We start from the raw sequence: 22,314 nt of genomic DNA, 5'->3' as shown, positions 1-22,314 counted from the left end.
TGAGGGGGAGGCTAGGGACATGTCTTCCAAGCGAGATGGTAGACCGTGCCGATGCTGGCATCAGTTGAGTCCATGGTGATGAAGCTGGTCTTTGTTCGGTCCGAGGTGCCAGTGTTCACGCGCAATTCAGTGTTGATGTTGAAGTTGCGTTCTTCTCCACAGGGCGCCCAGACGAGGGCATCGATGTCGGTGACATCGGAGACCTGCCAGTTGTCGGCGCGAGGTCCGGCGAACCCATGGGTTGCCGCTGCCGTTTGCGGCATTCCTTGAAAATAGTAGCTCGCCTTTTGCTGCGCAGTGGCTCCCTTCTCTAGGTTCATGAACCCACGGTAGTCAGCTCTGGCAATCGCGTAAGTGATGCCTTGTGGGACATGCACACGCAGGTTGAGCTGACAGTTCTTCCGGAAGTCTGTTGGTCTGGTGCCCGGGCCTACCTGAGCGAGATAGTCGCTGTATGTGACGGTGAATGCTGTGTTGTCGGGGGAGACTGCCACAGCGGTGGTCCCCAGCGGGCAGCCTGACCCGTTGACGGTTGCCAGTTCAATGACGATTTTGTCGGGAGGCGCAACGGCGCCTTCCTGGGCTGCGACCGACCCGGTGATGGTTGAGGCGGTCATCGCGACGGCGGCACAGCCTACTGTCAGCGCACTCTTGCGCATGGGTTCTCCATTCACATGCCCGATCCCAGGATGGAGGGGAAACGTGTTTCTGAGTTCGCCCTTACATCAGCACAACACACAGTGAAAATGAAGCGCGCCCTTGAAGGGAATCAGCCATGGGGCGATCTCTCGGCCAAGAAGAGAGTTGACTTAAATGGGCGTTGTGGCGCATTCCTTGCCATCCGAGCCCGGTACCGCAGGAGCGCAGCCAGTCCCGTTGCCCAAATCGCTTCCGGTTGGGTTGCCGTTCCACACTCCTGATTTGAGCCGAACGGAAACGGTAAGTTCCCGACATCGGCTCATAGTCGACTGATCTCTTCGATACTCCGAACCCTGTAGATCAGGGCCTTCAAATCTTCACGGATCAATTACCGCGACCAGAGGCGAGGTTGTTGTCAGGATGCGCGGGCCGGCGCGTGGAAGAACAACGGACGAACTGGTCCTCGGGCCGGTGTTGGGCCTCCGTTCTCGCTGATGCGGCCCGGCCACGCACCCGCTCTGCTCCCGCGTGTGCCCTGGTCCTGCCTGCCGAGCGTCGGGTCATCCGAGCTGTTGCCCCAACTTCCTCTAGATGGCTGCGCGTGTTCTCGACCGAGTCAGCTATTGACGTCGACTGACACAAATGAACGATCAGACAGCAGTGTGATGGCAACTTTCCCAGCCACTGCACCACCCGCTGGTAAAGGTGCGCCGTTCGCGAGGAGTTGTGTGAGAGCATGCGCACAGGGTTTCAACGAAGCCCAGGGGAGTGTGGCGGAATTGGCAGACGCGCCGGATTCAAGTCCCGGTGTCCTGACGGGCGTGAGGGTTCGAGTCCCTCCACTCCTACTCGCGGTTCCAAACGGCGGGGCCAAGGCTTCTAGCGGGCCAATGCTGACAAGTGCCAGACCGGCAAGCAGGAACGGTGCCGGCCGCAAACCGTTCCGCCGGGGCTCAAGACAGGAGATCTGGAAGACGTCAGCTCCTGGCAGAGCGCAGGATGGCCAACCGGCTGATTGCCCGTGGTGGAGAGCCCGACGCTGATGTCGACCAAGGCAGAGGCGCGCGTGGCGTCTTCGTAGGAGTGATGCTCTGCCATCCGCGCCCCGCAGGGCCCAGGCGGGAGACCGCCAGGCCACCTTGTCGGGGCGCCGCACCGTCCCTCGCGGAAGATGTGCCGATGACGGGTGACGGGGGCAGGCGTAGGCATGCTTCCCCGTAATCGCCGAGAATCCCTTTGCGAAGCCAATGGAGAGTGGGGCGGGTGGGACTCGAACCCACGGCCGGCGGATTATGAGTCCGCTGCTCTAACCGGCTGAGCTACCGCCCCCTGCACATGAGACGCAGACGCCTGCCCCGGAGGACATCGCCGCATTACATGTCAGGGAAGGGGCGGTCCCCCTCCTGAGCCTCTGGCTTTTCTTCTCTGGAAGCGGGGGATATCTAGGACACGGCCTGTGCGACGTGGAGCCGATGAGCGACTGACGCTTCCCTCGCGACCCGGGAGCGACGACGCGCGCAGGGCGGCCAGTTGCGCCGGCAGGCCGCCGACGCCTCATGCGGCTGGCACGCGTGCTCCCCTCATTAGCCAGAGCCGTCTGGGCCGGGGAACCACCGACACCGGTTTGGCCGACCGACCTCTCTGACGTGAAGCTGGTGTGACGTCAAAGAGTTGGCCCCTCTTGAACGCCCCGGGACAGCCGATGGGCTGCCGCCCTCTCTCGGCAGGATCGGAAATTTGAGGAAGCCGCCGCCACGCTTGGCTCTCCCCGCCACAACGTCACTCCATTGATGCAGCCTGCTGTGCCAAGTTCCCGAAAGAGGCTGTGGCACGATGAGAATGTTTTCGATGCTTACCGCTCACAAATATCATCCGATGACGACGATCGAATGATCAAAGCTACCCAGTGCGCGGCGACTTCGGCTGTGTTGAGCTGCTTGCTCGGATGACGCCGATTAACCGCAGTGCAACCACCAAAGATACGAGGAGGAGCAGATGCATTGGTTATGGGCAATCGCTGTGGGTCTAGTGTTGGGTGTACTCGCGAGACTGATTCTGCCTGGAAAGCAGGAAATGCCGCTCTGGCTGACCGCGCTGCTCGGTCTCGTCGGCGGCCTCTTAGGGAACGCCGTGGCCCATTGGATCGGGGTCGGCCACACCAAAGGGATCGACTGGGTGCGTCACGCGCTGCAACTGGGCGGGGCTGTACTCATGATCGTCGTGGGCGCGCCGCTGTGGGCACGCCTCCACGCCTCCCGCAAGGCGACATGATGCGAGGCCACGCTGTGGCCGGCACGTAGCCTTGGGGGCCGCTTCCTCCATCATCCAGATGGGACGCTGGGTCTGCACCGCCGAGCCAAAGACTGATCGGCGGGGATGGAGTTTGTGTGGTCAGGGCGAGGGGTGAAGGCCTGCGATGCAGACCATGGCCTTGTTCGCACCGGGGGGGGGAGGGGGAGGGGGGCTGGTCGTAGCTTGGCATCTGACTGGGCCGCCACACCGCTCCTCTGGGAGGCGCACTCGCTGGTGCAGGCAGTGGCCCGTAGGCGCCGCCACTTGCTCGTGCGGGCCCACGCCCTCTCCCGGCCTTCAGCTCTGGGGCAGGTGCGACTGGCCAGAGTTGACGGAGCTCTCCCGCGCCCAGGCGGGGAGAAGCTGTGTGCAGCGACAAGTCGCCAACGGTTCCCCAAAGGGCCGGAGCGCAGCGAAGCGCCCGCCAGTGGTCTGGTCTGCCCTGAGGCTTGTTCCGGGTCGACGTTGTGATGCGGGGATCTACGACCTGACCGCGGCACCCCCCAAGGCATCGTCGGTGTCGACGACCGTCGCCGGATGCAGGGAACTAGCCACTCCGTGGCACAGCGTCGCTCGGAGGTCGGGGCTGAGCCGGTCGATCGGCGGGGAGGCGTGGGGCCGCACGGTCACCAACGTGGGTCCATCCCCCCGGCAGCTGAGATTCCCAGGCTCTGTTCGTGTGCAAGAACCCTGACTGTGGATGGGCCGGCAGTGCCGACCACAACGCACCTCGAATCTCCGCCTCGCTCGTGGTGGCCACCAAAACCGAGGCCCTGCCCCGATCGGTGCAGCGATTGGCGTTGACTGGGACGTCAAGGAGACCGCAACCACTTCCAAAGCCGCCCCAGGAGAGATGGGCCGTCAGCACGGCTGGGCCGTACACCTGATTCATCCCGTGCACACCACTGCAGACTATGTGCTGTACGAAGTGCGCCGCGTGCGGGCCCGACTTGTCCCGGTGTAGGAACTCCGCTCGCGTGATGCTGGTCTGGGCAGGCCACGTGAGTCAGGAATCCCCATCGTTGGAAGTCAACACCCTGCAGTGAGGTCCCACCCGATCAGCTTCGGGGACCTTGGCCGCGAACCGCTCCACGCTCTCACGCGTAGTCAGCGTCCGGTGATGCCGGTGGGCCGCATAACGCAGAAGGGGGTTGTGGACCGCCGCCGGGCCATGAATAACGGGCGGCGGGCCGCCCGTTGGCCGTCGCCCGTGAACAACGGCTCAGGTCCATACGCCTTGGCGAAGGGTTTTGCCAAGAAGGCGACATACAAGGGGGTGAGCAGACAGATACCTGTTCCCGCCCTACCGACGACGAGCGGAGGAGGCCCTCTTCCAACGACCCCAGGACCGGCCCTTCGACTCATCGGCCTCACATGATCAGTGTGAAATGAGGAGCAATCATGATCACCTCCCCGCGTGGCCTTACGGCTGTAGTTAGTTGGAGGGCGCAACACCGAGCTATTCGAAGGAATCTTGTGTCCTTCGCAGTCATAGGAGTCGCTGTCACCGTTCTTCCGGGGGGACTGGGGCCAGCTGTAGTAGGAACGGTGAATGGTCACAGATGCAGCCTTCCGGAAGGTTCACTGAATGTCACCGACCTGCCTGCAGGCAGGTCGGTGATGGCCTGCGAGGCAGTTGGGCGAGTCGTGAGCTTCGGTGGCGCGGGGCTGACTGTTCCAGAGCCCGGCATGGGCGTATCAGTTGATGGTCTTGCGGTGAGCGGGGGACCGGAACACTTCCAACTTGAAGTGTCTGCCGACGGGTTCATCACCTACCCAGGACAGTACGAGACGAGGAAAGCTGTCGAGTCGGCGACATCATTAAAGTCGTCAGATCCGAACGCCTGCGCAGATGCGGCGTATTCAATCTATGATTATGTGGAGCGTGACGCCTATGTGTGGCACATAGGCGACGGGGGGATGCCTGGGGCTCTCTCCCGATCAGCTGCACAGATAGCTTTCCTTGACGCTATCAATAATATCACCGATAGCTATAACGATTGCGGTCTTACGGATGACGTGTCAGTGAGCCAAAGATACTCGGGAACTACTTCTTATGAGGGCGACTACGCACGGGGGTCCCTTACGTGCACCGAACGCGACAAGGTGAGCACATGGGACGCGGGAGATTTGAACAGCAACGTTCTCGCTGGCGCATGTGTATGGTATGCGATTGTCGACGGTGTGCCCGCAGATGTCATCGAGGCCGACGTCCGATATAACACCGCCGACTTTGACTTCACCAATAACCCGCGCAGGGAAACTTGCAAGAATAAGTACGACATGCGTGCTGTCGGTACACACGAAGCAGGGCATATATTTGGGCTGGCGCACGTATCCGATGGCCACTCAGATCTGACGATGTACACCAACTCGTTCATCTGTAACGCGAAGGCCCGGACGCTCGGCAAAGGGGATGTGCTTGGGCTCCGCAGGAAATACTGAGGTCAACCGAGGATGGACTGCCGGGGCAAGTCGGTGCTTCGTGCTACCCAGGGCGATCGGCTACGCCCGGCGGATCTGCCTTGCGGTCAATCACAGCCGCGTACGGCTCTCGTTCGCCACCGCTTCCGGCCCATCGGTTGCATGGTCCGACTCGCTCAACGCACAAGTTCGATCGCGGTCAGCGGCGCGGCGGCCCACTCAAGTCGCCCTCGCCTCCCGTCCGATGGGCCGGAGATTATAATCCTGCCACATGCGCAGCGCGAAGCGCTCGGCAGGACTGGTCGGCGTCGCTGGCTAATTTTCGCCAGGCCCGAGAGCTGCCCTTCGCTCGGGGTTTCCGCCGGGCTCGAGCTCGTCACTGCATCATCACTTGTGGTCGCACCGGGGGAGACTCGTGCTGGTTCACCGGGGTGGCGGAGACGGATGGGCCGCCAGCTGGCTGTACTGGCGGGACGAGTATGGCTGGAAAGCGCTCGACAGTCCTTACGCAAAGGAACGTAAGGTGCGACAATGAGTTGACGGTTGAACAGAATGAGTTGACGGGTCGGGCAGCCGAACGCGCACAGGGGGAACACGGGATGTCACAGAAGACAGCAACACCTCCCAATGGTCTGGACATTAACTCGCTTTTCGCACCGTTGCCCCTCCCGGCCTTGGAGGCCATGGAGTGTGCTTGCCTGCATGCGTGTCGCGTTACAGAGCGCGTGTGACCGTCGAGTGGTGAGGTGCTGCTCGCGGCGGGAGAAGCCAGAAAGAGCCACGCCGAATCCAGGCCCTACTTGCTATTGACCCAGCTTGCCGACTATTGGCCCGAGGCAGCGTCGCCCGGGTTCTGTTCGCTAGTCCCATCTTTCCCGTGCCCGGCGCGCGAGTTATGACGTCTCTCGTGGTCGTCAACGAGGTTCCGTGTGCCTCCCGACCGGAGGTGTGCCCGCGTAGGGCCGTGTAGGTAGCACCGCGTAATTCTCCGATGAGGACATCTCCATGCTGTGTGGTGCGAGCTGTCCGGGCGCAGTTGCGCTGGCCTAGGTTTCCCGATGCAGGCGAACCCAACTGTCCATAATTGAGCGTAGATCGAGCCTTTCGAATGTATAGCGTGTAAATATTTTCGAATCTGCGATGCGGTCGTGGGTTCGCATGCAGAGTCCCCCTCCCTGCCGTTTCCAATTGCGTGAAGTGTCAACAGAGAGTGGTTCAGGGAGGGTATTATCGACGGTCCCGTAACCCTGTTTAATGCGTTTAAGCTGGAGCGCGGACATGCCAAATGAGCTACTTCAGAGAGCCATTGATGAGGCTGGCTGCACCTATGCAGAGCTGGCACGAGAGGTCCGCACCGTGGCCGGGGAGATGGGGAACACGCGGTTGCGAACCAATGCATCGGCAGTGGCTCATTGGGTGGCCGGCACCCGCCCGGTCCGAGCGACAGCAGACTGCCTGGCCGAGGCTCTTTCGCGGAAGTTGGGACGTCCTCTCACCCTTGAGCATCTTGGTCTGGTCCAACAGGGCACGCTTGCGCTCGATTCGAGTTCGGCCAGTGATGTCGTGGGCGCCCTCATGAGATTGGGAAAGGCCGACATCGAACGTCACACTTCGGTGACCGCAGCCCCGTACTCTGTTACCGCGGCACTTCCAGCCAGTCATAGCGATATCAGTGCCACTGCCTCTGTTCGAAACCGTTTCCCCTCCGATCCGAGAGACACGCGATGTGATCGGATTCAGGCAGTCAGAACCACGACCGAGATGTTCGCCGACCTCGGCAGACGGTACGACGGGCAGCACGCTCGATCCGCCGTCGTGCAGTACCTGGTTTCCGAGGCAGCTCCTCTATGCCAGGCGGCCTTCCTTGGAGAGCAGCAGAGAGAGCAGGCCCTGACGGCCACAGCCTGTTTGACATCTCTGGCTGGTATGAAAGCCAGCGATGCAGGCGAACAGGGACTGGCACAGCAGTATTTCCTCCGCGCGCTTGAGCTCACCAAGGCGGCAGACGATGACCGGCACACAGGTTTCGCTCTCTCGATGCTGGCCCACCACGGCCTGGAGGCCGAACGGCCCGAGCACACTCTGGCCTTGACCAGAGCTTCATTGGACTATGTCAAGGGGCGGATCGACCCCGCAACCGAATCCATGCTGCGGGCCACTCACGCCCGCGCCCTTGCCATGGCCGGATCGCGCCGGGAAGCCATCGCCGAGGCGGCGAGGTCAGCTGAGTTGGGCGTGGGGGCCGACCCGGATGAGATGCCCTACTGGGCAGCGCTCTGGGGGCCGGCCGCTGCCAGCGGAAGCAGCCAGCTCGCCAAGGCTGCCATGCATCTTGGTGACCTGAGCCAAGCCGAGCACCTTTTCGCACAGACGGCCGTGCACTGGCAGGGAGCCGCATACCCCGCCACGTTAGCGCGGCTGAACGTGGGGTTCATGCAATGCCGCCAAGGCAACCTTGAACAGGCCTGTGCTACCTGGAACGACGTACTGGACTCAGCGGGAACGGCCCGGTCCCCACGGCTTGTTGGGTACGTGATCGGCATGCGCAAGGCGCTTGCCCCCTTCAGCCGACGCGGGGGACGCACAGCCCAGGAACTCGATGAACGTGCAGCGGCATGGCTGAGGACCTGCCGCACTCAACCTGGCACAAGGTGAAGGCGGTCACCAGAGGCGTACGCCGCGCTCGACTCGACCCGAGGGTAACCGTGCCAGTACGGAATCGCCCTCCGATAGGTGGGCAGGTATCTCTGAACCCGGCCCGGCTCATAAGTGGCTTGGCTGGGCGGGTCCAGGGAGGGGCGGAGAACGGCCCAAGGTGTCAGCTGACTGCCCGTCAGTTTCCATACCTCCGGCGTCGGTGCCGTGTCGCCTGTGCTGCAGGCACATCCGGAGGTAGTCCAACGGCAGCAGGGTGGAGTGCGGGCTGTTGGGGTGTGCGGCCGGGGCGGGGCGGGCGGGCAGGCGGATTTGCTGTGGCGCCGCCTCCGATGCAGCCGAAGGGTCGGCTTCGTCCCCCGCTTTAGCCAGGGCGCCTACCCATGGCTGATCGCTGATCGCTGATCGCCGATCGCGGAGGACGGCACGGCGTCCCGGTCGGCGCCGCTACAGCGGTGTCGTTTGCTGGTGCAACAGGGTCTGCAGGCATCCTACGTACGACATCTTCAACGTGCAACCTTCCTCTTTCTGTGCCGTAACCAAGAGAATCTGCCCACTATGCGCTAGATCGGCGAAAGATTTGCGTCGCGAGGCGCTGCCTCAACGCCGTTGCAGGCTGCGGAAACCGGACAGTCGGCCCGTGGGACGGGCGCCGAGACATGCATCTCGCCAGACCCAAGTCCAGCGGTATTGTCCAGGTCTTGGCGTGGTCGGCCCGCCCGCGCGCGGTGGGTGATGCCCCGCTCGCAATCACGCACGGTTATGTTCGTTGGCCGTCGTCGGGTTGCGACGGTCAATCGCGGGCCATGCCGCCGCGACTGGGTGGAGCGCCATTGACGTGTGAGCTTCGCTGTCGGCGGTCTTGAACGGCTGGCGCGTGCTGGGCTCGCAGCCGGACGCCGGCCCGTCGGATGTCGGCAGCTGGTGCAGGGGGATCCGTTCGAGGGCGCCTTCGCGGAGGCGCGATGGAGATCGTCCCCTCGGGGAGACGACGTCGGTGTGGAGGGTGAGGCGGCCGATCGTGGCTGCGGCACGGGGACTTGTCCAGCTGTCCCGTGTCGCGCACACCGAACGAGGCGCCCTCGTGAACTGCCGGAGCTGAGTGTCTGATTGCGGCTCTATGGCGTCCAGGGTCCAAACGCCGTGGCCCCTTGCTGTTCCTCGTGATTGCCAGCTGGCCGCCATTTGCACAGCGCGGGTCGGGTCCAGGGCTGGTTCCCTTTTCAAAGACGGATAGGTCCTTTTTTCAATGATCATCGACTCGTCTTTGCACGGCGGTTACGCACTGTCTCCTGTCCAGGGGCCCCGCTGTCGCTTCGAATGCATAGCTCGGCAAAGGTGCCACAGTCCGTGCGTATGCCTCCCACTGAGCAGATTTGAGCCGTTGCCACGGGCACATGACAGTTGACCGGATAGAGAACTGGGGAAGTCTGGTCGTCACGTGCTGTGATGTGTCACGCACCAACGAACATCCCATTACCCGTTCCGGCAAAGGAGGCCCATTTTGATGCGACGCAAATTGAGAACTGCAGCAGCGGTTGCGGCCATGGTGACAGTGGCAGGTGTCATGTCGACTGCCGCTGCGCAGGCGGCGTCGAGCACATCGGGTTCCACTCAAACGGATTCACCTCACTTGGGCTCCGCACAGGCGCCGCAGAACAACCAGTCAGCTGCCTACTGCAACGGCAGCTGGAATTACAGCCCTTGGTGGGGCGACACGGCCGGTATCTCCTGCTGGAACCCCGCTTACGTCAAGGGCTGGATTGCCGACAGCTACCGGGACGGGAAGTGCGTGCAAATGCGCTTCGACTGGTACCGGAACGGCAATTGGGCCGGCACCAAGTACTCGCCCCGGCTCTGCGACCGCTCGGAGGCCAAGAACTTCGAGCTGAAGTCCCCCGACCCGTATGCCAATTGGGTGAACTGGCAGTTCTACCGCGTCTGATTCACCCGCCACAGGCCGCTTGGGCTGTTGGCAATCCCCCGCCCACAGCCCAAGTCTGTAGCGATCCCTCAGCCCGGTGTGAACGTCGAGAAGCACCAGAGACCCGGTCAGCTGCGGTGGGGCAGGCTGGCACACCGATGGTCCAGCGGCCTCTGCTCGGCCGAGTGCGATCGACGGCCTTGCCAGGGAACAACACGAACGCCTGGGCGACCCTGGCCCAGTGGACACACCGGCCCGCTCGGCAAGGAGTTCTGTCCTCGTCCCTTGCGGCTAGCGTCCAGTACATAGTGGGGCACGCCGCCTGCGACGCGGCGTGCCCCTTGTTCTGGCCGACCGAGGTCAGGATGGCAGCCTTGGCGACGTGCTGCATGCGCCGGTCATCTGTCGGGCGTGCGCTGAGAGCGCTGGCCTTCTCACAGGGGGAGCGGAGCGTCCGCTGTTCGCCAACGGCTGGCGCGAAGGCCGAACCGGACCCTAGGGCAGGGTGTCGCGTTCAGGCCGGCAGACGGGGCAGCCGACGGCCCACATGACGTTGTCGTAGTCCCCGGTGGTGTCGTCTACGCCGAGCCACCTCCATGGCGGAGACACGGGCGCAAGAAGGCACGGGAGCTGGGGCGGGGGCTGGTTCTCAGCTCAACTCACCACCACCCCTGCTACGGCTGCAGTGGCGCCCACCAGCCAGCCAGACAGCGCCCTCAGGACTGCCATCCCCTGGAGTCCGCTCTGCACCAGTTCAACGATCTCGTGGCCGATAATGCTGAATGCCGTGATGGCGCCGCCCAGGAGAATGTAGACCGCTGTGGGCAGGCCGTAGGCATCGGCCCGGCCTAACAGGAGCCCAAAGAGGAAGCAACCGCCGACGTTGACCGTGAATGCCGCCCAAGGTAAAGGGGCACCGGGCCAGACCTGGAAGGCACATTTCTCGATGGCGTAGCGCAAGCCCGCGCCCCCTGCCATGCCCAGTAACACCAGCAGTAGGCCCATCAAGCGAACCCTTCTCGGGAGGCAGCGAGTTGTGTGGCAGCGCACCAGCTTGAGGGCGCCACGGGACTGGTCTGGCGCACTGGGCGGTACCGCCTGAGCACGCGCAGAGGCCGTCGGAGGCCAGGGAGTTTGAGACGCGGTGCTCCGATCTGCCTGGAGTCTGACCGAAGAGCAGGCATCAGGTAGGGACCGCCAGCGGCGAGTTCCTGCCGCGTTGGCCGTCGATCGACCGGCTCTTGCCTCCCCCAACAGCTTGGAGCCCGCATCGCCGCAGGCCTGAGTGGTGTGGCGTCCCGCCGTACATCTGGCCTGCCAAGAAGTGGAGACCGGCACCTCGCTGCCCACCCGGCAACACGACGATGGCGCGTACTCACCAAACGGTCGGGGTGGACTGGCCGTTGAGTACCTGACCAGCCTTGCGCAACCAGTTCGGGTTCCTGTCCGACGAGGCCGGCTCATACCTCGCTGGGAACGCAACGCCGAACCACTGAACCGGTCAGCCCTCACATTCCGCTGAAGGATCGAGGCCAACATGCCCCCCGTTTCCATGGCGGTGACCTTTAGGAACCGGACAGGCATGGGTCCGCGTGACGCCTTCAACCGCCTGAATACGTGCGACGATCTGTCCGAGAAGGTGGACACTCTCCGCCTCGGCCGTAACGATCACATCGTACGGACCGGTCACGTCATCGGACCGGACGACCCCTTGAATCCCGGAGACTAAGGCCGCCGCCGAGGCGGCCTTACCGAGCGAAGTTTGAACCAGGATATACGTGCGTTCCATCAGTAGACCCTCCGGAAAAAGAGACTTCATTGCCTCTTAGTGAGAGTGGATAAGCGAAAGAGTTGAACATCTAAGGTCTTCGCGACCCTGTGCTGGCTGCTGGGTGATCGCGGTGATGAGGCAGGGCAGTAGAGTTTGGCTGGCCCGCCGCGCCGCTGACGGGGCTGGCCTGGCGGCGCGATCTGCCGCCGAGAGCGTTCGTTTCACAGGCCGGGAGGAAACGGCTGCGTCGTCGGCCTGCCTGCCATGGTCTGTGTACCCCACCGGCACTGCGCCCCGGGCACACCGACACACCTTTGGCCAGGGCGGGTCCAAGTCCTGCGGGTGAGCGGCCCGCTGGATGCGGCTAGTGGGCGTGCCGACCATCGTCAGCAGGCGCATGCGCAGGCAAGGGGGAGGAGCAGGCACATGTAACCGAGGAAGATATTGGGCGCCTCGCGCGGATTGCAACAAGCAATACGTGGGCAGTGGGCAGTGCTGTAAGGCGGCTTCGGAATTAGGGCCCCCAAGCCGCAAGGAGAGGAAATATTGACAATAGACTTTCTGTCAAAAATCGCTATCGTCAACCACGCGGACCTGGCTTTAGCATTGCGCGACAAGTGGGAATGATGCCAGAGCGGGAAGGATAAGAAGCCCGTTGGCTGCTACTGGAATCCCGAACCGCCCTCCACTGTCGACTCAGGAGTAAGAGCAACCTCCTCGGCCGGGTATATATGGAGCTATTAGTCCCGGTGATGTGAAGGCGCCTGGATAGGGCGCAGGTATTGAGGCCCGGGTGGAGGTGGGTGGAGGCGGGTAGAGCGAGCCTTGAGGCTTTGACCGATCTGCGCAGTGTGACGAAGCATCACCCCTCGCGGGTGCGCCGCTGGTTGCGCCTGCTTTGGCGGCAGCAACAAACTGACCCGAGATCATCTGTCCAGGGATGACGACCGCATGGAACGGCAGCACCGGCCATGCCGCACACCCCGGCTGGCCACCCTCCCTCCCACCCGAGGAACTTGGGACAGGACGGAGGGCGGTCACCTCGCCGCTGCGGAATGGACGTCAGAAGGTGAACACCCAGTTAGATGGCCCGCTGGTCTCGGTGAGCCCTTCCGGTTTGGAACAGGCAGTTTGATCGCCGGTGGCCACGGTGATGACTTGCCGCAGTTCCTTCCCCGCGTACTTGCCGTTGACGATTGGTCCGTCTGCGATGGACAGCAGCTGGCCGTTGGCGTTTGTCGAAAAGTGCATGGTCCAGTGCCACTCGCTGGTTTCCCCGGTGGCTTTACCAGCCCGTTTCCAGTTGAGGGTCTGGGTGCCGGTGCCCCCGGAAAACACTGAGGCGCACGAGGTAGTGAAGTCGCCGGAGAATGGCGCTTCGAATGAGAGCGGCACAAGAGGATTCGCCGCGTCCACGCACAAGGCCGCACTGTCCACGCCAGTGATGCGAACGGTCTTCTCCGTGTAGGTGACGCCTGGCTCGTATTTGATGACGTTCGAGCCTGTGCAGGTCACTAATGGCGTGTCGGCTGACGCTGAATTCGCCGACAGCATGCCAGATAGCAGAACCGCAGCCCCACCAAGGGCCCACATGACCTTACGCATTCCATCCCCCCAACGGCATGAGGGTGGCTTAAGACCACCCTCGGATGGGACGGGATGATGTCCCAGTCCCCGGTGATGCCCAGGGTGACACCGACACGGCCTGAGCAGGAAGGGCGCAGACGAGCGCACGTGACAGGCGCGCAGATCGCAGTACGCGCCGGGCACGTCTGCGGGCGGACCGCCTGCCGCGCGTGGGGTTAACGTCGTTACGAGCGCGGAGCCTTCATGTGAGGCCACCTCGCTCAGCTTGAGGCGACGTCCCGCGGCGCTGATCAGCTTGCTCCGCAGCCAGCTTTCAGCAGGGATGAAAGAATCCGCTTGGTAGCGACCCATTTATCAAGGCACTGCTACAGCCGCAGTTCGGTTTCGATCTAGACGGAACCCGTTATTGATGCGGCTCCTGATAGCGTTAGAAGCCGGACCATAGAAGAGTTTCACTGTCTCGCCCAGCAAGCAGACCGCTCCCTGCAGGCTCCGTCGCCGAGGCCTCCCGCTTGGACAGCCTCGCGAAGGCGTCACCCAGGATGCGGCAACGGCTACAGCGGGGGTCCAGACGCGGGAGTCAATCGTTTTCGGCAGCGACGGGAGACCATCGTCGAGATGGAGCGGAACGGCGAGGGACGACGCCTTGGGCCCCGCCCAGAGCAAAGCCCCCGGCATTCCGCCGGGGGCTTCTCGTCTGATCAGTGAGCGGCTTCGAATGCTTCGCGAACGTCGGACGGGACGCGGCCACGGTCATTGACCTTGTAGCCGTTCTCCTTGGCCCAGATGCGCACATCTGCAGTGCTAGGTCCACCTGCGGGGACCGACCGCACCTTCCGGGCTCCCTTGACGCGACCTGTCTTGCGTCCCTTGTCGATGAAAGGGCTCAGTGCCTCGAAGAGCTGGTCGTAGCTTTCCGGCGCGAGATCGATTTCGTAGCCCACTCCGTCTAGCGTGAACGTGTGTGTCCGGGCCTCCGAGGATTCCTTGCCCGTGAGGTCGTCAGTGTAGATTGTGACAGTTTTCTGAGCCATGGCCGGATCATACTCCATATTCCGGGGGCGTCCATCACGAGTTCTTGAAACCCGTGATCGGAAGGTAACAGCGATGCTGCTTTTCCGCAATGCGGTCATCGAGATTGATGCCCGAAAAGCATACGCTCCCGAGTGCGGTGGAACGATTCCTCCGTACTCCGACAGGTACCGAGCGTGATCAATTGGGGCAGTTCCGGTCGATGGATCGCCTCGCAATTCGGATACAAAGGGATCTTCCGCTCGATGAAATCGGCGCCGCCGTTCCCGTCACCCAACGGCCCCTTCTGGATCTTCGGTGGCAACAGTCCCACGACATCAAAGCGCCACTGGCGGCCCCGTCTTGACAGACAACGATGGAAAGCCCGCAACCCCTCCCCATCCCGATCAACAATGCCAACATGTGGTCTGCCCCGTCGGTGGCACCTCACAAGGAGCGCTCCCATCCAGAGCGTTTATCACACAACGACGACACCAGTCTGCGGCGACAGCGCGTTCACCACGGCGGCAACAACCTCAGCGCCTGGGCGGGGCCCCGTGCCACCGCACGGACGATCACTACGGCAGTCTGCCCTCTTGAAATCGGCCGAAAAGGAGCACAAAAGGCATTCAATGCCGCGGCACTTCGTACTCCGCGTGATGTACGGCAGCCTCTGCGCGATCGTGGGCTGTGACGTCATCGGCTGCTCTCGATGAAGCCCGCGCATCTACCTCGGTCTGAGTCATCTCACGGGCTGTCTGAAGATAGAGCGCCAGAGCCTCCTCGAACTTTATGATCATTTTCATCGCTCTTCCGTATCGTCAGCAACAAGGCGCCCGCAACGTCCTGGTTGTCGACTTCATTGAGTGGAATGGATCCATTCGCCCTTTGCGATCAAGGATTCTGCAAGCGCCTGCAAGTGACAGTTCTATGTCGCCTAGGCCGCCCCGCCCCTCGTCGGCAGGGGGTGCGAAGTTGCGGGCCCTGTCTCGTTCTTCGGACCCAGGAGGCTCGAGGAGATTGCTTGGGGCCTTCACTAGGCATGCGGTCTCCCCTCACCGTCGATGGCCTTCCGCTGGTGAGACGTCATGAGCCGGTCCGTGAGCGCGCTGAAGGAGAGGGCGTTGGCCACGACGATGATCAGGGCGGGTACGTCTCTGCCGCTCGAAGGGTGACAGCGGAGAGGACGGCGCTCGCGATCCCTGCGGCCCGTGCTACCGCCCCCGGGTGCGGAGAGCTCGCAACCGTGAGGCTGGCCACGCATGCCCTTCATCAGCGACGAACCCGAAGAGATCCTGCCGGGCTTACCACTAGCGCCTGAATGCGTATGGCTGCCCCTTGCGCAGGTGGGAGCCGTGGAGAACAGAGAGGTCATGTGCAGGAGCTGAAGGTGACGAGTGCGCTCGCTACAGTTCGAAGTTCGGCACGAGATTCCGCACCCAAAATCGCCAACTGGGTTCGCGCGAACGTCCAGGGGGTGTACAGGTCGACGTGGACCACCACGGGATCCCCGTGCGGCAGTCGCCGCGGGCGATCACGCAAGGCAAGCCCTGCTGTGCCAGGGGAGGCGGCGGCTTCTCCGCCCGTGTCGCGGACACGTGGAGAGCGTGCAGCTCGGCATCGCAGGTGATCTGCTTGACCCAGCGGATGACCTGCTCGCCGATTCCAAGGCCACTCCGACGCAACTCCGTTTCTTGCTGACAGGAATGACCGAGGCGCTGCGGCAGGTCTGCGAGATCGAAGACAGCCGCGGTGCTCGCCTTCTGAGTCCGGACAAAGACCGGATGTGCGCGACGGTGACCAGGATGAGGGTGGCGGACCGCACTTTCCGGTGGATGCGTTCGGATGATGTCGGCGCGGCCGTGCGCGGACAGTTCAAGGTGTGACCACAAGGGCTTTGCGAGCGAGGGAAGTTCGGGTGGCCGACCCAGCGGCTCGGTCGGTGAATCGCGGCGGTCGCCGGGAGACCTTCTTGCTCCATGGGCGGGCCGGCCAGGCGCTGCCGTTTCGATGGCTGCCTCGCCGTCGAGACACACGCCGCGTGCCTGCATCGCGCCTTTCGGCCACGGCTGAGATCCGCCCCGCCTGCAGGCCGGGATCACTCGCACAGTCAACAGGTACCTGCTTGCCGCCGGGCGGCTCGGGAACCGTTATGCCGCTTTATGCAGTGTTGGACACGTCATCCCCAGGTATGACCGCTTAGCACCAGATACCTCTCAAGCATGGCTCGGAACGGGCCCGGGGTTCGACCTTTACGTTCCGCGGGGCCGGGACGATGGACGAGTTGCCCCTTTGTGTCGTTTTTGAACAGGAGAGTCCGTCCGTGACTGCATCCCCCCTGGCCGTGAAGAAGACCGCCCCCGCCACCGCGGTGGCCGCCCATGCCGTCGATCTGACAAAGGTGTACGGCCAGGGGGAGACCCGGGTGGCTGCCTTGGACGGCGTCTCCGTCGAGTTCCGGCGGGCCGAGTTCACCGCGATCATGGGCCCGTCTGGTTCCGGCAAGTCGACACTCATGCACTGCGTCGCGGGCCTGGACACGATCTCCTCGGGGCATGCGTGGATAGGTGAGGCCGAGCTCTCGACCTTGGACGAACAGCAGCTCACCACATTGCGCCGGGACAAGGTCGGCTTCATCTTCCAGGCCTTCAACCTGCTGCCCACGCTCAATGCCCTGGAGAACATCACCCTCCCGTTGGACATCGCCGGCCGCAAGCCCGACAAGGAGTGGCTGGATCTGGTCATCAAGCAGGTGGGTCTGTCCCAACGTCTGAGGCATCGGCCCACTGAACTGTCGGGTGGACAGCAGCAGCGCGTTGCCGTCGCACGGGCGCTGGTGGGCAAGCCCGAGATCATCTTCGCCGACGAGCCGACCGGCAACCTCGACTCACGATCCGGCGCCGACGTGCTCGGCTTCCTGCGCAACTCCGTGCGTGAGCTGGGCCAGACGATCGTGATGGTCACTCACGCCCCGGTCGCCGCCGCCTACGCCGACCGCGTCGTCTACCTCGCCGACGGCCGCATCGTCGACGAGCTGCGAAAGCCGACCGCGGACGCCGTCCTTGACCGGATGAAGCAATTCGAGCCCCACGGCCGCACCAGCTGACTCAGCCCCGCCCGGCCACCGGATCGAAACTCACAGGAGTAACAGCACCGTGTTCCGCACCGCCCTGCGCAACGTTCTCGCGCACAAGGCCAGGCTGCTGATGACCGTACTCGCCGTCACGCTCGGCGTCGCGTTCGTCTCCGGCACCCTGGTCTACACCGACACGTTCGGTGAAGCCTTCAAGAAGAGTTCCGCCAAGAGCTTCACCAACGTCTCCGTCGCGATACGCCCCGACGAATCCGCCTCCGGTCACTCCCCTTTCAGCAGGGGCCAAACGGCAAAGCAGGACCCCAAACTCACCGACGCGTTACTGAAGCGGGCCGGGGGTCTGCCCGGTGCCGAGTCGGCGACCGGCGTGCTGTCCGGCTCCGTGTCGCTTGCCGACAAGCACGGCAAGCCTGTCGGCCAGACATGGGGCACCACCGGCGGCAACTACTACCCCGCCACCACGAAGGGTGCGGACACCCGCTACCACTTCACCGACGGCCGTGCGCCCAAGACTTCCGCCGAGATCGCTCTCGACAGCAAGACCGCCGAGCGTACCGGCTACAAGATCGGCGACTTGGCAAGCGTCTCCACCAACGGCCCGGTGACGGAGCAGAAGATCACCGGTATCTTCGACACCGATGACGGCAAGGTCGCAGCCGGCGGCACGCTCGTCCTCTTCGACAATGCCACCGCCCACAAAGTGCTGGGAAAGACGGGCGAGTACGACGAGATCACCGTCAAGGCCGTGCCCGGCGCCCCCGACGCCGCGCTCAAGAATAGGATCGAGAAGATCCTGCCGCAGGGCACCGAGGCCGTCACCGGGAAGACTCTCGCGGACGAGCAGGCCGCCCAGATCACCCAAGAGACCGACGACATGAGTCATGTGCTGCTCTGCTTCGCCGGCATCGCATTGTTCGTTGGCATCTTCCTCATCGCCAACACCTTCACCATGCTGGTCGCCCAGCGCAGCAAGGAGGTCGCGCTGCTGCGCGCCATCGGCGCCTCCCGCCGTCAGGTGACGCGATCGGTGCTGACGGAGGCGGTCATCATCGGCCTGGTGGCCTCGGTGAGCGGCTTCCTGCTCGGACTCGGCATCGCGGCCGGCATGCGGGCGGCGATGGGCAGCGCCTCGATGCCCGACGGCCCTCTCGTTGTCGCGCCGAGCACCGGTATCTACGCGCTGCTGGTCGGCGTCGGCGTGACCGTACTCGCGGCGTGGCTGCCCGGCCGCCGCTCCGCGAGGATCCCCCCGGTCGCCGCGATGAACAGCGTGCACGCCACGCCCACCACCCGCAGTCTGGTCCTGCGCAACAGCATCGGTTCTCTCGCCGTGGTCGGCGGAGCCGCGGGGGTCTTGTTCACGACCGGTATGAAGCTCAGCGACGCCGTTTACCCGTTGGGGCTCAGTACCGCCCTGCTGATCATTGGTGTCTTCATGCTGACCCCCTTGCTGGCCCGGCCGGTCATCGCAGCCGCCGCCCCGCTGCTCGACCGCTTCGGCGTGGCGGGCAAGCTGGCCCGGCGCAACGCGCTGCGCAACCCGCGCCGCACGGCAGCCACTGCCGCCGCCTTGATGATCGGGCTTTCCCTCATCACCTCGATGACCGTCGTCGCCGTCTCCGTGCAGGGCGCGAGTGACGACAGGTCGGTCACCGCTCTCAAGTCCGACTACGTCATCAGCATGGCCAACGGCGACCCGCTCTCCCCGGACGTACGCAAGACGCTGGATACGCTGCCCGAGGTGACGGCCTCCAGCCCGCGGCGCCTGACCGGCGTTGTCGTCGACGGGGCACGGACACCGACAGGGATCTCTGGTGTCGACATGAAGAGCATCGGTGAACTGCTCAACGTGAACCTCACATCCGGCTCCGCGAAGAACCTGTCGGCCAGCGACGCCCTGGTCGACTCGGAGACCGCCGACAAGGCCGGCCTCAAGGCCGGGGACGCGTTCGCGGTGAAATTCCATGACGGCAAAGCCGAACGCCTGACAGTCGCCGGAGTGTACGAGGGCAACGCCGGCAACAAGATGTTCATCGACAGCGGTATCCGTGTCTCAACCACCGTGGTGGACAAGCACCTTGCCACGGTTGCAGACGATCTGGTGCTGGTGAAAGTGAAGGGTGGCCCGTCCAGCAAGGCCGAGGACACCATCGTCAAGGCCCTCGGCCAGAACCCGGCCATCGATGTCCTCGACAAGAAGGCCCTCAGCGACAAGTACAGCCTACAAGTCAACCTGATGCTGAACGTGCTGTACGGGCTGCTGGCGATGGCCCTCGTGATCGCCGTACTCGGTGTGGTCAACACCCTGGCCATGTCGGTCTTCGAACGCAGGCATGAGATCGGCATGCTCCGCGCGACCGGTCTCGCCCGCGCCAAGACCAAGCAGATGGTCCGCCTCGAGTCGATCGTCATATCCCTCTTCGGAGCGGTGCTCGGCATCGGCCTCGGGATCTGCCTGGCCTGGGCGATCGGGACGTCCATCACCAACAGCCTGCCGACCTACACGATGACGATCCCCTACCCGCGGATTGCCCTCTTCCTGCTGATGGCCGGAGCGATCGGCATGGTGGCGGCCGCGTGGCCCGCGCGCCATGCAGCCAAACTCAATGCCCTGGACGCCATCAAGACGGAGTGAGGGGACGGTACTTCAGGGTGGCCACGACGTCCCATCGCCCCGGCCATGCCGTGAAGCATGGCCGGGGCGACGGGACTTCGATGCTGGGGCGCCTGCCCCGGCCGTGACCGGTGCGGCCGGGGCAGGGGCGCGAGAAGCGCCCGGGGGCTACTCGCCTGGGGTCCAGGTGATCCTGACGGCGCCGTTCGCGCCGGGGTTGCCCGGGCCACTGCTGTCAGGGCTGCCTCCGGTGCCGGCGCCGCCGGGCGAATAGCCGGCGGGCGTCGGGCCGTTGCCTGCGTTGAAGTGGGTGCTGGCCTGCGTCAGGCTCGGGCCTTGGGCGCCCCCGCCACCGCCAAAGCCGAAGCCCAACGAAGCGCCGGCACCGCCGCCGCCGCCGCCAGCACCGTAGCCTCCGGCGCCGATCCCGCCGCCGCCGCCTCCGCCTCCGCCTCCGCCGGGACCGGGCGTATTCCCTGCGCAGCGACCGCCCGCGCCGCCGCCGCCGCCTCCGGCTCCGCCGCCTCCGCCGCCTCCGCCGCCTTCGGTCTTGGCACCGATCCCGCCGCCGCCTCCGCCGCCGTAGCCTCCACCGCTGCCGTGACCGCTGGTCCCGGCCTGGGCCACGACCCCGGGGACGGTACCGACGCCGGCACTTCCGCCGGCGCCGGCGCTTCCGTTGCTTCCGCCGGCTCCGCCACCTCCGCCGTAGGGGCCCACTCCATGCTGAAGGGCGTCTTGGCCGTTACCGCCCGGATTTCCGGCGGGGCCTGTGTCGGCACCATCACCACCCCTGGCGCACAAGTTCCCAAGAACGGTGGCCTGGCCGCCCTGGCCACCCTTGCCGCCGGCGATACCGCCACCGCCGGGGCCGCCGGGGTAGCCCTCGGTGGTGGTGCCTGCGAGGCCGGAGCCGCCGCCGCCGTCACCCCCGGGGATGCCCTGGGCCCCGGCCCCGCCGCCGCCCCCACCGGCGCCTGCGACGAGCTTCACGTCGCCGCTGGGGTAGTAAGTGCTCTGAGTGTCACCTGGCGCACCACCCACATGGAAGCTGAGGCTGTTCCCTGGGTCGACGCTAAAAGTATCGCGGAGATAGGCGCCGGCACCTCCGGCACCACCGGTGGCGTGGGCGGCGCCGTTGATACTGTCGCCGGCGCCTCCTCCGGGTCCCCAGAGTTCGACGGTGATTTGTTTGACGCCGGCGGGGACGGTGAACGTGGGATCGGGGCCGCCGGGGGTGGTGTAGGTCTGCACACAGGCGGTTTTGGTGCTGGGGACGGCAGGGGCCCATTCGGTGCCGGTGACGAGGTGTGCCTTGTCTTTGACGGTGCCGTCGCTGTTGAGGGTGGGGGCGGCCCAGGTGATGCCGTTGTTGAGGTCGTTGGGGAGGCCGGTCCAGCCGGTCCAGGGGTTTCCTTGTGCGTTGGTTGTGGCGTTGATGTTGAGGGCTGTGGGTTTTCCGTTGTTGTCTTTGAAGTCGTCCTCGGGGGTGTGGGTGGTGGCGTCGATGAGGTAGCACTGGTTGCCGCCGAAGAACCAGATCTTCTTGTTGGCGGTGAGGAAGGCGGCGTCGACTTTGGGGAGGGGGAAGACCGTGGATTGTGTGGGGGGCTTGGTTGTGCTGTCCGATGTGTAGGTGGCTCCGAATACTTGGGAGATGGGTATGGGGTCGATGACGTCGTCTGTTTGTGGTGTGTGGTCGGTGTAGGAGCCTGTTGCTTCGAGGGTGTAGTAGATGCAGGTGGTGCCGTTGAACAGGTAGATGTGTTTGGTGTCTACGCAGAGGGTGCCGTCGACGGTGTCCCAGGGGATGTCCCAGTGGCCGAACAGGCCGGGGTCTGCTGCGGTCCCTACGAGGTTTCCCTGACCGTCGGGTGTGTCGCCGAACCAGGGGCGTTTGGTGCCGGACCATTCGTAGCGGTCATAGGTGTTTGCTGCGGTGTTGAGGCAGTACAGGCTCGGTGCGCGGTGGCTATGGCCGTCAAAGGGGGTTTGCACTGCCGGCGCTGAGAACGCCGCATTGTAGGTAGTTGTCATGGTGGTGCTTCCTTCCGGACAGGGGGAGGGGCGAGGGCGTCCCGCGCCATGGCGTATCGGGGCGCACACAGACAACTGGCGCAGTTCTGCCTGCGCTGATGTCTCTGAAATTCGTTGTTCTGGCTATGGGTCTGTCCCGCGCTGTTGGCCCTCGCCTCTGCCCACCCTGACCAGCAGGCGGTGCCGACGTGCATCCTGTCTTCGCAGGTGTGGCAGTGGTTGGGCCAGCAGTGGGTTGATCTCCAGGTTGTGGTGCTGTGTCGGCG

The 22,314-nt window shown here is 64.2% G+C and carries 12 protein-coding genes, 2 tRNA genes and 1 pseudogene; 8 read left to right on the top strand and 7 right to left on the bottom strand.

Annotated features, from left to right (window positions below):
* Positions 1 to 11: 11 nt before the first annotated feature.
* Positions 12 to 659 (bottom strand): DUF4360 domain-containing protein, encoded by a 648-nt coding sequence (locus E5671_RS01055; protein ID WP_160501944.1) that lies wholly within the window; start codon positions 657 to 659, stop codon positions 12 to 14.
* 744 nt (positions 660 to 1,403) lie between these two features.
* Between E5671_RS01055 and E5671_RS01050 the strand changes: the two genes are divergently transcribed.
* Positions 1,404 to 1,487: transfer RNA gene (locus E5671_RS01050), tRNA-Leu, on the top strand.
* Positions 1,488 to 1,894: 407 nt separating this feature from the next.
* Here the strand turns inward: E5671_RS01050 and E5671_RS01045 are convergent.
* A tRNA-Ile gene (locus E5671_RS01045) sits at positions 1,895 to 1,968 on the bottom strand.
* Between the two features lie 666 nt (positions 1,969 to 2,634).
* On the opposite strand from E5671_RS01045, the gene E5671_RS01040 reads away from it, so the two are divergent.
* The 4 genes from E5671_RS01040 (at position 2,635) to E5671_RS01025 (ending at position 9,955) form a co-directional block, all read left to right on the top strand.
* Positions 2,635 to 2,910: a GlsB/YeaQ/YmgE family stress response membrane protein gene (locus E5671_RS01040; RefSeq protein WP_160501943.1), complete on the top strand. Its 276-nt coding sequence runs from the start codon at positions 2,635 to 2,637 to the stop codon at positions 2,908 to 2,910.
* 1,497 nt (positions 2,911 to 4,407) lie between these two features.
* Positions 4,408 to 5,376 (top strand): matrixin family metalloprotease, encoded by a 969-nt coding sequence (locus tag E5671_RS01035; protein ID WP_336605614.1) that lies wholly within the window; start codon positions 4,408 to 4,410, stop codon positions 5,374 to 5,376.
* Positions 5,377 to 7,116: 1,740 nt separating this feature from the next.
* On the top strand, positions 7,117 to 8,010 hold the full coding sequence (locus tag E5671_RS01030) for a hypothetical protein (protein ID WP_160501942.1): 894 nt from the start codon (positions 7,117 to 7,119) through the stop codon (positions 8,008 to 8,010).
* A 1,633-nt stretch (positions 8,011 to 9,643) separates the two neighbouring features.
* Entirely contained in the window at positions 9,644 to 9,955 is a 312-nt protein-coding gene (locus E5671_RS01025) for a hypothetical protein (protein WP_160501941.1), read from the top strand.
* Between the two features lie 633 nt (positions 9,956 to 10,588).
* Here E5671_RS01025 and E5671_RS01020 read toward each other — a convergent pair.
* The 4 genes and pseudogenes from E5671_RS01020 to E5671_RS01005 all read right to left on the bottom strand — a co-directional run bounded on the left by E5671_RS01020 (position 10,589) and on the right by E5671_RS01005 (position 14,326).
* Complete coding sequence (locus E5671_RS01020) at positions 10,589 to 10,939, bottom strand: FluC/FEX family fluoride channel (protein ID WP_160501940.1); 351 nt, start codon at positions 10,937 to 10,939, stop codon at positions 10,589 to 10,591.
* Positions 10,940 to 11,504: 565 nt separating this feature from the next.
* Positions 11,505 to 11,723 (bottom strand): annotated as a pseudogene (locus E5671_RS01015) (Lrp/AsnC ligand binding domain-containing protein); the annotation flags it as partial.
* 1,044 nt (positions 11,724 to 12,767) lie between these two features.
* Positions 12,768 to 13,259, bottom strand: coding sequence for a hypothetical protein (locus E5671_RS01010; protein WP_160501938.1), 492 nt, complete (start codon positions 13,257 to 13,259; stop codon positions 12,768 to 12,770).
* Between the two features lie 734 nt (positions 13,260 to 13,993).
* Positions 13,994 to 14,326, bottom strand: a complete 333-nt coding sequence (locus E5671_RS01005) for a histone-like nucleoid-structuring protein Lsr2 (RefSeq protein WP_160501937.1) — start codon at positions 14,324 to 14,326, stop codon at positions 13,994 to 13,996.
* Positions 14,327 to 15,910: 1,584 nt separating this feature from the next.
* Between E5671_RS01005 and E5671_RS45820 the strand changes: the two genes are divergently transcribed.
* The 3 genes from E5671_RS45820 to E5671_RS00990 all read left to right on the top strand — a co-directional run bounded on the left by E5671_RS45820 (position 15,911) and on the right by E5671_RS00990 (position 20,032).
* Positions 15,911 to 16,189 (top strand): hypothetical protein, encoded by a 279-nt coding sequence (locus E5671_RS45820; protein WP_237329980.1) that lies wholly within the window; start codon positions 15,911 to 15,913, stop codon positions 16,187 to 16,189.
* 389 nt (positions 16,190 to 16,578) lie between these two features.
* Positions 16,579 to 17,409, top strand: a complete 831-nt coding sequence (locus E5671_RS00995) for an ATP-binding cassette domain-containing protein (RefSeq protein WP_160501936.1) — start codon at positions 16,579 to 16,581, stop codon at positions 17,407 to 17,409.
* 49 nt (positions 17,410 to 17,458) lie between these two features.
* Positions 17,459 to 20,032, top strand: coding sequence for an FtsX-like permease family protein (locus tag E5671_RS00990; RefSeq protein ID WP_160501935.1), 2,574 nt, complete (start codon positions 17,459 to 17,461; stop codon positions 20,030 to 20,032).
* 147 nt (positions 20,033 to 20,179) lie between these two features.
* Here E5671_RS00990 and E5671_RS00985 read toward each other — a convergent pair whose 3' ends face one another.
* On the bottom strand, positions 20,180 to 22,048 hold the full coding sequence (locus tag E5671_RS00985; RefSeq protein WP_160501934.1) for a hypothetical protein: 1,869 nt from the start codon (positions 22,046 to 22,048) through the stop codon (positions 20,180 to 20,182).
* Positions 22,049 to 22,314 lie beyond the last annotated feature (266 nt).

The organism is Streptomyces sp. BA2 (assembly GCF_009769735.1).
Lineage (GTDB): Bacteria > Actinomycetota > Actinomycetes > Streptomycetales > Streptomycetaceae > Streptomyces.
Note: the sequence above shows the minus strand (reverse complement) of the source record. Positions and strands in the feature narration are given on the sequence as shown.

Excerpts from the sequence above, each read along its gene's own strand:
- E5671_RS01055 (WP_160501944.1), bottom strand. The coding sequence starts at position 659 with ATGCGCAAGAGTGCGCTGACAGTAGGCTGTGCCGCCGTCGCGATGACC.
- E5671_RS01040 (WP_160501943.1), top strand. The coding sequence starts at position 2,635 with ATGCATTGGTTATGGGCAATCGCTGTGGGTCTAGTGTTGGGTGTACTC.
- E5671_RS01030 (WP_160501942.1), top strand. The coding sequence starts at position 7,117 with ATGTTCGCCGACCTCGGCAGACGGTACGACGGGCAGCACGCTCGATCC.
- E5671_RS01020 (WP_160501940.1), bottom strand. The coding sequence starts at position 10,939 with ATGGGCCTACTGCTGGTGTTACTGGGCATGGCAGGGGGCGCGGGCTTG.
- E5671_RS01010 (WP_160501938.1), bottom strand. The coding sequence starts at position 13,259 with ATGCTGTCGGCGAATTCAGCGTCAGCCGACACGCCATTAGTGACCTGC.
- E5671_RS01005 (WP_160501937.1), bottom strand. The coding sequence starts at position 14,326 with ATGGCTCAGAAAACTGTCACAATCTACACTGACGACCTCACGGGCAAG.
- E5671_RS00995 (WP_160501936.1), top strand. The coding sequence starts at position 16,579 with ATGGACGAGTTGCCCCTTTGTGTCGTTTTTGAACAGGAGAGTCCGTCC.
- E5671_RS00985 (WP_160501934.1), bottom strand. The coding sequence starts at position 22,048 with ATGACAACTACCTACAATGCGGCGTTCTCAGCGCCGGCAGTGCAAACC.